This window comes from Hwanghaeella sp. (assembly GCF_965227365.1).
In the GTDB taxonomy this organism is placed as follows: Bacteria; Pseudomonadota; Alphaproteobacteria; order UBA8366; family Aestuariispiraceae; genus Hwanghaeella.
The window spans coordinates 2889014-2902178 of sequence record NZ_OZ245754.1; the positions used below are offsets into that span (position 1 = coordinate 2889014).

Annotated in this window: 11 protein-coding genes; 5 read left to right on the forward strand and 6 right to left on the reverse strand. The window is 59.7% G+C overall.

The features are described 5' to 3' along the window. Positions 1–6 precede the first annotated feature (6 nt). The 6 genes from ACQK2G_RS13190 to ACQK2G_RS13215 all read right to left on the reverse strand — a co-directional run bounded on the left by ACQK2G_RS13190 (position 7) and on the right by ACQK2G_RS13215 (position 5913). A complete protein-coding gene (locus ACQK2G_RS13190) occupies positions 7–723 on the reverse strand; it encodes an ABC transporter ATP-binding protein (RefSeq protein ID WP_425405499.1) in 717 nt (238 codons plus the stop codon). A 1-nt stretch (position 724) separates the two neighbouring features. Continuing rightward, complete coding sequence (locus ACQK2G_RS13195) at positions 725–1474, reverse strand: ABC transporter ATP-binding protein (protein WP_425405500.1); 750 nt, start codon at positions 1472–1474, stop codon at positions 725–727. Next, positions 1471–2442 (reverse strand): branched-chain amino acid ABC transporter permease, encoded by a 972-nt coding sequence (locus ACQK2G_RS13200; protein ID WP_425405501.1) that lies wholly within the window; start codon positions 2440–2442, stop codon positions 1471–1473. Before ACQK2G_RS13200 ends, ACQK2G_RS13195 begins: the two co-directional genes overlap by 4 nt. Then, entirely contained in the window at positions 2439–3299 is an 861-nt protein-coding gene (locus tag ACQK2G_RS13205; protein ID WP_425405502.1) for a branched-chain amino acid ABC transporter permease, read from the reverse strand. Before ACQK2G_RS13205 ends, ACQK2G_RS13200 begins: the two co-directional genes overlap by 4 nt. 115 nt (positions 3300–3414) lie before the next feature. After that, a complete protein-coding gene (locus tag ACQK2G_RS13210; RefSeq protein WP_425405503.1) occupies positions 3415–4632 on the reverse strand; it encodes an amino acid ABC transporter substrate-binding protein in 1218 nt (405 codons plus the stop codon). 378 nt (positions 4633–5010) lie between these two features. Further along, complete coding sequence (locus ACQK2G_RS13215) at positions 5011–5913, reverse strand: LysR family transcriptional regulator (RefSeq protein WP_425405504.1); 903 nt, start codon at positions 5911–5913, stop codon at positions 5011–5013. A 250-nt stretch (positions 5914–6163) separates the two neighbouring features. On the opposite strand from ACQK2G_RS13215, the gene atzF reads away from it, so the two are divergent. Genes atzF through ACQK2G_RS13240 form a run of 5 tightly spaced genes read left to right on the forward strand, consistent with a single transcriptional unit; the run spans position 6164 to position 13161 of the window. Then, positions 6164–8014, forward strand: coding sequence for an allophanate hydrolase (atzF, locus tag ACQK2G_RS13220; protein WP_425405505.1), 1851 nt, complete (start codon positions 6164–6166; stop codon positions 8012–8014). Next, entirely contained in the window at positions 8001–9605 is a 1605-nt protein-coding gene (locus ACQK2G_RS13225; protein WP_425405506.1) for an ABC transporter substrate-binding protein, read from the forward strand. The genes atzF and ACQK2G_RS13225 overlap by 14 nt, the downstream gene beginning before the upstream one ends. A 5-nt stretch (positions 9606–9610) precedes the next feature. Continuing rightward, positions 9611–10630: an ABC transporter permease gene (locus tag ACQK2G_RS13230; RefSeq protein ID WP_425405507.1), complete on the forward strand. Its 1020-nt coding sequence runs from the start codon at positions 9611–9613 to the stop codon at positions 10628–10630. Between the two features lie 2 nt (positions 10631–10632). After that, complete coding sequence (locus ACQK2G_RS13235) at positions 10633–11514, forward strand: ABC transporter permease (RefSeq protein ID WP_425405508.1); 882 nt, start codon at positions 10633–10635, stop codon at positions 11512–11514. A 3-nt stretch (positions 11515–11517) separates the two neighbouring features. Beyond that, on the forward strand, positions 11518–13161 hold the full coding sequence (locus ACQK2G_RS13240; protein ID WP_425405509.1) for a dipeptide ABC transporter ATP-binding protein: 1644 nt from the start codon (positions 11518–11520) through the stop codon (positions 13159–13161). The last annotated feature ends 4 nt before the right edge of the window (positions 13162–13165 follow it).

The following is a 13165-nucleotide window of genomic DNA, read 5'->3' on the forward strand; positions in this document are numbered from 1 at the left end:
CACATCTCACATGCCCATATAGGCTTCACGAACCCGGGGGTCCTCGCCCAGCACCGCTGTCTCCCCGGACATGCTTACCCGGCCCGTTTCAATGACGAAGGCCCGGCTGGCAACGTCGAAGGCGGTCATGACATCCTGTTCGACCAACAGAATGGTCAGGCCGGCACCGTTGATCGCGGTCAGTGCCTCGCTGAGGCGCTCGACAAGCCGCGGCGCAAGCCCGAGCGACAATTCATCGATGACCAGCAATCGGGGACGCGACATGATTCCCCGTCCGATCGCGCACATTTGCTGTTCGCCGCCAGACATCGTCGTGGCGTCCTGCAGCCGCCGTTCCTTCAGGATCGGGAAGAGGTCATAGACGAACTCCATATCCTCACGGACGGCCGCATTGTCCCGGCGAAGATAGGCACCGAGAAGCAAGTTGTCCTCGACAGTCAACCCTTTGAACAGCCGACGGCCTTCCGGCACATGCGCGATGCCGCGTCCGAGAACTTCATCGGGTTTCGCGCCCGCAATCTCTTCGCCGTGAAACAGGATCGATCCGGCCCGCGGCGTTATCAGCCCGGAAATGGTTCGCAGCAAAGTTGTCTTGCCCGCCCCGTTCGACCCGACCACGCAGGCAATTTCCCCTTCATAGACCGTCAACCCGATGTCCCAGAGAACCTGAACGTCCCCATAGCCGGCTTGCAGTCCACTAATTTCCAGAATCGGTTTCGCCATTCTAACCAGCCACCTTGTATCTTTCCGCGAATTTTGCCCCCAGATAGGCTTCGACGACGCGCTGGTCCTCGACAACCTGTTTGGGCGATCCGTCGGCGATCAATTCCCCATGATGCAAGACCAAGAGCCGCTCGGAGACCGAGAGAACGACCTTCATCAAATGCTCAATAATCAGGATCGTGATGCCCCGTTTCGAAATCTGTTCGATCAATTTCAAGGCATCGTCGATTTCCGCCGTGTTGAGGCCGGCATTCACTTCGTCGAGGAGCAATACACTCGGTTTCATCGCCAGGCTTTTCGCCAGTTCCAACCGCTTACGGTTCGGAAGCGAAAGAGAAGACGCGGGCGCGTTCGCCACATGCCCGAGACCGACGAAGTCCAATTCCGCCTGCGCCGCTTCCCGCCCGGCGGCGATGCCGCCGGCGCCGCCGCCGAATACCGAACCGGCGGAAACGTTTTCCAGAACGGTCATTTCAGGAAACGGCTGGACGATCTGGAAGGTTCGCGCCAAACCGCGGCGGGCAGCCTGGAATGGCTTTTGTCCCGCCACGTCCTCCCCCTGGAAAATGACTTCTCCGCTACTCAGGGAATGGACACCAGTGACCAAATTGACCAGCGTCGTCTTACCGGCGCCGTTCGGCCCGATCAGCCCGACGATTTCTCCCTGTTTCAAACTGAAGGAGACATCGGACACGGCGCTGACCCCGCCGAACTTCTTGCTGACATTCTTTAGTTCAAGGATAGCCGTCATCCCCGTGCTCCCTCCACCGGACTGCGCGCCGAAATTTTCTTCAGCAGGGCCCGATAATCGATCTTCAGAAGTCCACCGGGCAGGAAGAAGATCAGGAAGACGATGATCACGCCCAGGATCGCCCTGTTCCATTGCAGGAAGTTCGCCCAGAAGAATTCCTCCAAGAGGACAAAGACACCCGCGCCGACGATCGGCCCGGCCAACGTCCCCGCACCGCCAAGCAACGCCATCACCGGCACTTTCACCGTCAGCAGGATCGAGAAGCTATCCGTCGGATCGATATAACCGACCCAGGACGCATAGACCGCCCCCACCATTCCGCAGAACAAGGCTGACAAGACGTAAGCGGCGATCTTGAAGCGGGTGGTGTCGACGCCGACCATATCCGCCGCGTCCTCGTTCTGATGGATGCAGCGCAGACCGAACCCCAATCGAGATTGATCGACAAGGACCGTCGCGACGAAGGCTGCGACCATGACGCCGAGCATGATGTAGAGAACCCGCGCGGCGACGACATCCGGTGTGCCGGTCATCAAGGGTACGTTCAATCCGTCCCCCCCGCCCGTGACCGAGCCCCAGGAGGATACGATCAACCGCGTGACCTCAACGATCGCGATCGAGCCGATCGCGAAGTAGTGGCCTTTCAGCCGCAGGATGATCCCACCCAGCGCAGCCGCGAATCCGGCCACGCCGATCATGGCGACGACCCAGGCAATCTCCGCCGGCATGCCGGCCCGCTGGGACAAAGCACCGATATAGCAGCCTATGCCGAAGAACGCCGCCGTGGAGAAGGAAGGATAGCCGGTAAAACCGCCGATGAAATTCCACGACAGAGCGAGCGCCGCGAACATGGCGACCGATATGGCGATGCGCGTCTCGTAGTTTCCGGCAATCGCCGGGATAAGGCCCAGGGCGACGGTGAACACCGCAACCGCAAGGATACTGATTTTGACCTGGCGCGACATCATTCATACCCCTTCACGCCGATCAGGCCGGTCGGTCGGACGACAAGCAGGAAGAGCATCAACAAGAAGCCAACTGTAATCGCGTTCTGCGGGCCGATCGTGTAACCGGCCACGCTCTCAATCAGTCCAAGGGCAAGTCCCCCGACCAGCGCACCGGGTACGCTGCCCAATCCGCCTATCACGCAAACGACGAAGGCCTTCCCGAGAAAAACACCGGTGAGGTTCGTCGTGACGGGAAAGACCATCGCGAAGATCGCGCCGGCTGCGCCGGCCATCAACGCGCCGATGCCGAACGTAACCGCATAGACATGGTTGACCCGTATCCCCATCAGGGCAGCGGCTTGACGATCCATGCGGACGGCGACGATGGCCCGGCCGATCCTGGAGCCGCGCATGACCAGATACAAAAGGCCTGTCAGGATAAGCGCCAGAGCCATCCCCAGAAGCCGGTCCACCGGCAGGAAGATGTCTCCGATTGAAATGCTTCCCAGATCAAGCGTGACCCGCCGCGGCGTCGCGGTGAAATAGACCGTCATCAAGTTATAGAGAATCATATCGAGGCCGAACGTAAGCGTCAGCGTCGTCAAGACCGGTGAGGTAACGACCTTATTGATGAAAAGATGTTGGAGAATGTAACCCAGCACGAACAAGACCAGGGCAACGAACGGCAGGATGAGGATCGGGTAAATACCGGTGAAGTGCCACGCGAAATACGTGAGGTAACCGCCCAAGATGATGAAGGACCCGTGCAGCATGTTGATTACGTTCAGCACGCCCCAGACGAGGGAAAAGCCGATTGCAATACAGGCATACAATGCACCGAGCACGACTCCGTTAAGGAGTATCTGAAAAACGTCCACGGCCTGAAAACCCCGGTGATGTTATTTGTGAAAGTACGACGTCGTTTGGAAACCTTTGCCATGGGCACCGATGGACCGGCACCCATGGCTTCGGTTCACGTTGACGGTCGGATCGTTATTCGATCATCGACATTTCGGAATCGGCGATCGACGCCGGGTACAGGACTTTGATATCGCCGCCCTGGACTTGGATGATCGGCATCTCCCGGCCTTGGTTCATGCCGTTGTCGCCGAAATCGATCGGGCCGTAGAAGGTCAACACTTCCGTGGCGGCGAGCGCGTCGCGGACGGCAACCTTTTCAGTCGAGCCAGCGGTTTGGACCGCATTCACAAGGACATCGGCCGCCGCAGCGCAGGAACCATGAACATAGTCGGGGTCGCTGCCAAATTTCCCTACGAAATCGGAATAGAAATCAGCCGTGCTGCTCCAAGCCCCGATCGTGTCGGTGTAAGACGTCGCATGATGCCACCAGGTGGAACTGGTAACCCCGTCCGCAAGTTCACCCAGCCCTTCCGTGAACTCCGCATAGGCCGGTCCGGTCACCATGGAGATGATCGGCGCGTCAACTCCGAGGTCGGACATCTGCTTCCTGCCGAGAATAAGATCCTGCGTGTAACCGGTCATGTAGATCCAGTCCGGGGATGCGGACTTGATCGCGGACACGGCCGCGGAATGATCCATGGTACCGACTGCATAGAGTTCGTTGTACACGACATCCAGGCCCGCACCGTCCGCGGAAGCCGCCAATGCCGTCGCCATCGCTTTCGGGAAGACATCATCCCGGCCATAGACCGCGACTTTACTCAGACCGGGCATTTTCTCCTTGAAATAGGCGACCATGGACTCGGTCATGCCGGTGTTCGGCGCAAGGGTACCGAAGAGGAACTTGAAGCCTTGGTCATACACCGAAACGGAAGAAGCGACACAGGCGAGCAGCGGGGTCTGGTAACGTTCCGCGACCGCCGCAACAATTTTCGTGTGTCCTGAACCAAAAGGAGACATCAGGACATCGACGCCGTCATCGGTAATCAGCTTTTCGGCCAACTGCCCCGCGCGCTTGCCATCCGTCTGATAGTCGTAATAGACCAACTCCACCGGCATTTTCGTGCCGCCGACTTCGACCCCGCCATTCGCGTTGATCTTTTCCAGCCAAAGCTGCCAAACAGCTTCCTGCTTCTTTCCCTCATCCGCGAGCCCGCCGGTCAACGCCAAAGGCGCACCGATTTTCAGGACCCCGTCCTCATCGGCCAGAGCCGGTGCGGACAGAAAAGCGGCGCCGAGAACAGCCGCTGAAACAGTCATCTTAGCCAGTTGTTTTAATGTGTTACGCATGATCGCCTCTTTCGTTCGGTAGGGCCCCGTGAGATGACGCCGGACTGCACATCAAAACCGGGAACCCTGTTGTTCTGGTTTTGCAGCGCAGCAAAGGTCATGCCATTTGTCGTAACTACCAAGAATTCCGACAATCCGCATTTTTGTGACATCTAAAGAACGCAGAAATTTTGCTGATAAAATAGGCAAATGCTAACGGGCGCCGATTAATTCTTGAGCAGCGCACTCGGATTAATCACTTGCACAAAACCGCGATTGGACGAGCGGTTCCCCGAGTCACTTTTCGCAATGCAATGTGGGTGTTGAGACCTCTGAATGCGGCCGAGAAGTACACCAATACCGACCTCCCGCGGGAGGCCAAGGCAAGCTGGTCCGGCGCTATCCGAACCGTGCCTCGAGCACTCGGTTCAACTGATCGATGAATCGGGTGGCTGCGATCGGCAGTGCCCGGTTTTTCAACTGGCCCATATAGATCGTGCCGCTCGGCATATCCCGCGCGTCGATGGGGGCCGAGGCCATGCCAGGCACCGCACCCTCCGCCGGTAGACCGATCGGTATCTGGAAGGAAACGATGTTCTCTGTGGTCGCCTGGAACCGCAGAAACTCAAAACTGTCCGACTCGATGACGACATTCATCGACAGCGTCGAGTCGATCAGGATCGTTTCCAGCAGGTATCTCACCCCATAGGACTTGGTGGGTAGTGCCACCGGATAGCTGAGGCACTCCGCCAAACGGACCGACTTCCGACCAGCCAGCGGATGATCCGTTGAGAAAACGGCGTGCAGGGGCTGTCTTACCGTACGGATGGTTTGGAATTCCGCCAGGCGAACCGGTTCGAAGACGAGAGCAATATCGGCGGTGAAATCGACGAGCGCCTCCTCCGCCGCCGCGCGGTCACGCAGAAAGACGCCGAAGCTAACGCCGGGATGGGCCCGACGATACGCCGCGATCTGCTCGGGAAGGAAATAGGGCAGCAATGCCTGGCTGCAGGCTATCGAAACATGACCGCGGCGCACGCCGGACAGATCCGCTATCTGGGATCGAACGCGGTCGAGGTCCGAGAATTGGCGGCGGATATGATCGACCAGTATTTCACCGGCACTGTTCAACCGAACGCCTCTCGGCAATCTTTCGAACACCGGAACACCGAGGTCTTCCTCGATCGCCAATATTCTGCGGTTCAACGCCGTCGATGTGATCGACAATTCCTCCGCCGCCTTGCGGATCGATCCCGCACGCGCCACGGCATCCACATAGCGCAGGGTGGTTATATGTCTCATCAAGCCCCCAGAGATATAAGCGCTGCATTTTTTGCACTGCGTTGGTGCATTATTAGCAGAAGACAGATGCGCTCATATATACCCAAAATGCTCCCGGGTAGTCGCAAAAGGCAAATTTGAGGGGGCCGACGTCTAATAAGGTCCTGCCGGGCGAAACCCGCGATGGGGGAAACGGTCAAGACGCCCAGCATTCAAACCTGAATGCTGACGTGGATTTTGAACGTTACCATTGGGGGTTCTGTCGGCACTCATGCACGACCTATCATTTGATATCAGCAGTCTTCATCGCGCTTATGCTTCAGGCGCCAAGCCCGAAGACGTAATTGCCGAATGCTATCGCCGGATCTGCGCAGTCGATGACCCTGGGATCTTCCTTGAACTGGTCGACCAAGAAACGGCCCTGGCCGAGGCACGGTCGCTCGGCCCATTCGACCCTGAAGCCAAACCGCTGTGGGGCGTTCCTTTTGCCATTAAGGACAATATCGACCTTGCGGGCGTTCCGACGACCGCAGCCTGCCCTGCATTCGCCTATCTACCGGAAACGGATTCGCACGTCGTCGCGAAGCTGCGCGCCGCCGGCGCGATCGCCATTGGAAAAACGAACCTGGACCAATTCGCTACCGGGCTGGTGGGCGTTCGCACACCGCATCCCGTTCCAAAGAACGCAATCGACCCGGCAATCGTTCCCGGTGGGTCGAGTTCCGGTTCGGCTGTTGCGGTTGCGAGTGGACTGGTCGGCTTTTCGCTCGGCACGGATACCGCAGGATCGGGCCGAGTCCCCGCCGCGCTGAACAACATTGTCGGTGTCAAACCGAGTTTGGGACTGCTTTCCGCGACCGGTGTGGTGCCGGCTTGTCGGACGCTCGATACAATCTCAATTTTTGCCCTCACGGCGGAAGACGGTCATCGGGTCTTGAGCGCCGCTGCCGGATACGACGCAACAGACGCCTATTCACGAGACCTGCCCGTCGCCCCGCTGGGCACCTGCCCTTCGCATCTCCGCATCGCCGTACCGGATGCCTCGTCGCGCAAATTCTTCGGTGACGATCATCAGGCGGCATCGTTCGACGCGGCGATAGAGCTTGTCCAGGAATTCGGCGCGACGGTCGCAGAGATCGATCTGACGCCGTTCTATGAAATTGCGGAAATGCTCTACGAGGGGGTCTGGGTCGCCGAACGCAATACGGTGATCGAACCTTTGTTGAAGAGCCGCCCGGACGATGTTCATCCGGTCATTCGAGCCATCGTCTCGAAGGCCGACAATTTCTCCGCCACCGACACGTTCAGGTCCTTCTATCGAATGGAAGCGCTGCGCCGGACCGCGCGCCAGGCTTTGTCGGGCATCGACATCCTGATGGTACCGACAATCCCGACCTTCTGTACTATCGATGAGATCGCCGCGGACCCGATCGGCCCGAACAGCAGGCTCGGAACCTACACCAATTTCGTCAATCTGCTCGATATGTGCGGCATCGCGGTGCCAACGGCAAAGCGCGGCGACGGGCGGCCGGGCAACGTGACACTATTGGGCGCGGCTGGGTCCGACGCCATGCTGGCCGGCGTTGCAGCAGCGATCCACAAGGCTTCCGACGTGCGACTGGGCGCCACGCAGTGGATTTACCCCACCGTCGAAATGCCAAACCCGACGGCAAAACCCGGCGAGATCACCGTGGCCGCCGTCGGCGCCCATATGTCCGGCCTTCCCTTGAACAAGGAGCTGACGCGGCTGGGCGCCCGCTATCTGCGAACCACGCGGACGGAACCCGGTTACCGTCTCTATCGGCTGGCCGGCGGGCCGCCGGCACGGCCGGGATTGGTCCGCGATACCGAGGGCGCCGCCATCGAGTTGGAGCTCTGGGCGATGCCCGTAGAGAATTTCGGCGCGTTCATGCGCGGCATTCCGGCACCGCTGGGTATCGGCACCCTGGCCTTGGAATGCGGGGCCGAGAGCAAAGGATTCATCTGTGAGAATGCCGGCCTGACCGGCGCAACGGACATCACCGAATTCGGCGGTTGGCGGGCCTACCTCGCCTCCCTGGCGGACAATAACAATCAGAAACCAACGGACAACTTACTAGGAGAGCAACATGCAGAGGCGTGATTTTCTGAAGAGCGCGGCGGTGCTTGGCGCAAGCGCCCTTCCCTTCATCCGATCCCTGCCGGCGAGCGCGGCGACCGACGGCGTTGTCGTCGTCGCCATGGGCCAGACGATCAACAGCCTGGACATTCATCGAACCGGGACGAACCGTCCCAGCTATCAGGTTGCCGTCAACATCTATGACCGACTGGTCAGCTTCGGCACCAAGAGCACCCCGGACGGCGGACTGTCCTATGACTACGCCACCATCGAACCGGAAGTCGCGGAAAGCTGGACGATCTCCGACGACGGTACCCACATGATCTTCAACCTTCGCAAAAACGGGGTATTCCACGACGGTTCCCCGATCACCGCGCAGGATGTGAAATGGTCCTTCGACCGCGCCGTTTCGGTCGGTGGGTTCCCGACCGTGCAGATGAAGGCGGGGTCGCTGGAGAAACCGGAACAGTTCGAAGTCGTTGACGATTATACCTTCAAGATCAACCTTCTTCGCCCATCCAAATTGACTCTGCCGGACCTGGCCGTGCCGGTTCCGATGATCATCAACTCCAAGGTCGCCCTGGAACACGCAACCGCGGACGACCCTTGGGCGACGGAATACCTGCACAAGACCCCGGCCGGTTCCGGTGCCTTCAAGGTCGCCAGATGGGAGCCGGGCCAGCAACTGGTCTATGAACGCAACGAGAATTGGACCTCTGGAACGGTCCCCGCGGTCAAGCGCGTGATCGTGCGGGAGGTGCCCAGCCAGGCCACACGGCGTGCGCTGCTGGAACGCGGCGACATCCAGGTTTCCTTCAACATGCCGAACAAGGACGCGAAGGAACTGTCGGACAAGGAAGGCATCGACATCTTCTCGACACCGATCGAGAACGCGATCTATTGCCTTTGCCCGAACCTGGCTTTCGAGCCCTTCAAGGACAAACGCGTCCGTCAGGCCATCGCCTGGGCGGTTCCCTACGAAGATGTCTTCCAGACCGCTGCCTATGGCCGGGGTGCCAAAATGTGGGGCGGCACGTCCACGACACCATCCGATATCGCGTGGCCGCAGCCCTTCCCCTACAGCACGGACCTTGAAAAGGCGAAGGCACTGCTGGACCAAACGGATTACAAGGGTGGCTTCGAGGTTCCCTTGTCGATTTCCCTCAGCCAGACGGATTGGATGGAACCGACCGCGCTGCTGATCCAGGAGAACCTGGCAAAGATCGGCATTAAGGCGACCATCGAAAAAATTCCGGGCGCGAACTGGCGTACGGCCTCTCTGGTCGAGAAGAAACTGCCGCTCCACCTGGAAACCTTCGGCGGTTGGCTGAACTATCCCTGCTATTACTTCTTCTGGGCGTATCTGGAAGGTCATCTTTTCAATTCCTCCAACTACCGGAACGAAGAGATCGAGAAGCTGACGTCGCTCGCCCTCCACAAACCGGTGGACGATCCGGAATATGCACCGGCGATCAAACGGATGATCGAAATCGCCTGGGACGAGGTGCCCCGCATCGCGCTGTTCCAGCCGGCCCTGAATGTCGGCACCAACAGCGTCAGCGGGTATGAGTACTGGTTCCACCGCCAACTCGACGCCCGCGGGTTCAAGGCGTAGTCGTCATGAATCCCAGGACGAAACTGATCCTTTTTCGTGTGCTTCAGGCGATCCCGGCTCTTGCCGGGGTCGTCCTGGTCAGTTTCATCCTGACGCGGATGCTGCCGGGGGATCCGGCGGCGTATTTCGCAGGCCCGGCGGCGACCCCCGACTCCATCGCGGAAATTCGCGCAGCGATGGGATTGGATCGCTCGCTGCCGGTCCAGTTTTTTCACTATGTCCTGGACCTCGGGCGCGGCGATCTCGGCAACAGCCTGTCGACCGGCCAACCGGTGCTTGAGGAATTGGCCAGACGCCTGCCGGCCTCCTTGGAACTCACGTTCACCGCATTGCTGTTGTCCTGCGCCATCGCATTGCCGCTCGGTATAGCCGCCGCCGTGAACCAGGGAAGTTGGATCGACCATGTTTGTCGTGCCGTCGTGACCGCCGGGGTTTCCCTGCCGACCTTCTTCACCGGGATCGTATTGGTTTATGTCTTCTATTATCTGCTTGGATGGGCGCCTTCGCCGCTCGGACGTCTTGATTTCGTTTATCTGTCGCCGCCGGACATTACCGGATTTTATGTCATCGACGCCTTGATCGACGGCGATGCCGAGACCGCCTGGGGGGCGTTGCGGCAGCTTGTCCTGCCGGCGACGACCCTGGCGTTGTTCACTCTGGCGCCCTTGGCCCGCATGGCGCGCGCATCGATGCTGCAAGCTTTGTCCTCCGACTATATACGGACGGCACGAGCGGCGGGGTTGAGGGAGGGCCAAGTCGTCTTCGGCTATGCGTTCCAAAACGCGATGCTTCCCGTCATCACGACGCTTGGAATGGTCTTCTCGTTCATGCTGGGCGCCAATGTCCTCGTCGAGAAGGTCTTTGCCTGGCCCGGCATCGGCTCCTATGCGGTGGAGGCTCTCGTCGTTTCCGACTACGCCGCGGTCCAGGGGTTCGTCCTGGCAATGGCCATTCTGTTCGTATTACTCAACCTGACGATCGACATCCTCTACACGATCGTCGATCCCCGCACGCGGGAGGCTTGACCATGGCTCTTGCGGAAAAGACGGTTCCCGATCAGGCCCAGCGCGGCTTTGGTCATCATGTCATCTACGTTCTCAGCGAGAACCCGATTACAGCGGTTGCCTTCGGCCTGTTCGCTTTGATTGTCCTCGTCGCTCTCCTGGGCCCGGCGATCGCACCATACGACCCACTGGAATCGAATGCTGCACGGGCGCTTCAGCCCCCCAATGCGGACCATTGGTTCGGTACTGACAATCTGGGTCGTGACGTGTTCTCGCGGGTTATCGTCGCGACGCGTCTGGACCTGATGATTTCCGTGGCGGCCGTGGCGCTGTCCTTCGTCATCGGCTCGGTCATCGGATCCATTGCCGGCTACTGGGGCGGATGGATAGACGCCGTCACCGGACGCTTCGTCGACACGATCATGGCCTTCCCGCTATTCGTTCTGGCGATGGGTATCGTCGCGGCGATGGGCAACACCGTCGAGAACATCATCTACGCCACAGCCATCATCAACCTTCCCTTTTATGCAAGGGTGGCCCGCGCGGAGGTTCGCATCCGACGCGAAGCCGGCTTCGCCCAGGCCGCCCGGCTGTCCGGCAATACGGATGTGCAGGTGCTCGCCCTACACATTTTCCCCAATGCCCTGCCGCCGATGATGGTGCAGATTTCCCTGAACATGGGCTGGGCCATTTTGAACGCCGCCGGTCTCTCCTTCATCGGCCTCGGTGTCCGTCCGCCAACGGCGGAATGGGGCATCATGGTCGCCGAAGGCGCGAATTTCGTGGTCTCGGGAGAATGGTGGCTGGCGTTCTTTCCCGGTCTTGCATTGATGCTGGCCGTCTTCGCTTTCAATCTGCTCGGCGATGGCCTTCGGGATATCGTCGACCCGCGTCAGAGGACCTGACCCATGTTCCTCGAAGTCGAAAGCCTGAACGTCACCTTCAAGACACGCCGCGGGGTCGTATCCGCTGTGCGCGACGTCAGCTTCTCGCTGGAGAAGGGGGAGACGCTTGGCATCGTCGGGGAAAGCGGATCCGGAAAATCGGTCAGTTCATACGCCATCATGCGTATCCTCGACCGCAACGGAAGAATTGCGAATAGCCGGGTCATGTTCGACGGCATGGAACTGACCGCCTTTTCGAACCGTGAAATGCGTGAGTTGCGCGGCCGTGAAATTTCCATGGTTTTTCAAAACCCCCGCGCGGCCCTGAACCCCATTCGCAAAGTCGGTCATCAGATAGAGGACGTCCTTCGCCGCCACGCCCGCGCGACAAAAAACACTGCCTATGAAGAGGCCATCAAGGCACTCGAAGCGGTCCATATCAGCGAGCCGGAGAAGCGCTACCACGCTTATCCGTTTGAACTGTCCGGCGGGATGTGTCAGCGCATCGTCATCGCCATAGCCCTGGCATGCGAACCGCGTCTGCTGATCGCCGATGAACCAACAACGGGCCTGGACGTGACGACCCAGAAAGTCGTGATGGACCTGCTGTCCGAATTGACCACGCGACGCGGCATGAGTTCGGTGCTGATCACCCATGATCTCGGCCTCGCTGCGGAATATTGCGATCGCATCGTCGTCATGAAAGATGGTGCGATTGTCGAACAAGGCCGGCCGGAGGCCCTCTTCGCGTCGCCTTCGGACGCCTATACGAAACGGTTGATCAGCGCCACGCCACGCCCCGGCGCCGGGATCGGCGATTTGGTCGACCCGCCGCTGCCATCGCCCCCACGCCCCGAATTGGGCGCCCCATTGCTGCAGGTGAGGAACCTGCGAAAGGTGTTCGGACACGGACCCGACGCGGTTACGGCGGTCGACGACGTTTCCTTCGAAATTCGGGAAGGGGAAACACTGGGCCTGGTCGGCGAGTCGGGTTGCGGCAAATCCACGACGTCCTCGATGATCATGCGCCTGATGGATCCATCAGGCGGCGAAATCCTGTTGGACGGGAAACCGCTGACCGACGTGCCCGCGGCAAAATTCGCACGCGACCCACGCCGGGCCAGCCTGCAGATGGTTTTCCAGGACGCCACGGACAGCATCAATCCCCGGTTTACCGCCAGGCAGGCCATCGCCGATCCGATCCGTCGGTTGACCAACGAACAGCCGGATGGCCGGGTTGAGGAACTGGCGGCACAGGTCGGACTGCCGTTACCCCTTTTGGATCGTTTCCCGCATCAGCTCTCCGGTGGACAGAAGGCCCGCGTCGGCATAGCCCGCGCCCTCGCCTCGCGCCCGAAACTGCTTATCCTCGACGAACCGACCGCTGCCCTGGACGTGTCCATTCAAGCCGTCGTTCTCAATCTTCTGGCGGAACTGCGTGCCTCACTGGGCGTCAGCTATCTGTTTGTCAGCCACGACCTGCATGTCGTCCGTCTGCTCTGCGACCGCATCATCGTGATGCGAAAAGGACAAATCGTCGAAGCCGGGGACACAGCCGCGATAATGGACAGTCCGGCGGACGAGTACACGAAAACCCTGCTTGCCGCGACGCCGATGCCGCCCAGTGTGGAACAGACCGGCGTTATCTCGACCATGGTCGCGCAATGAACAA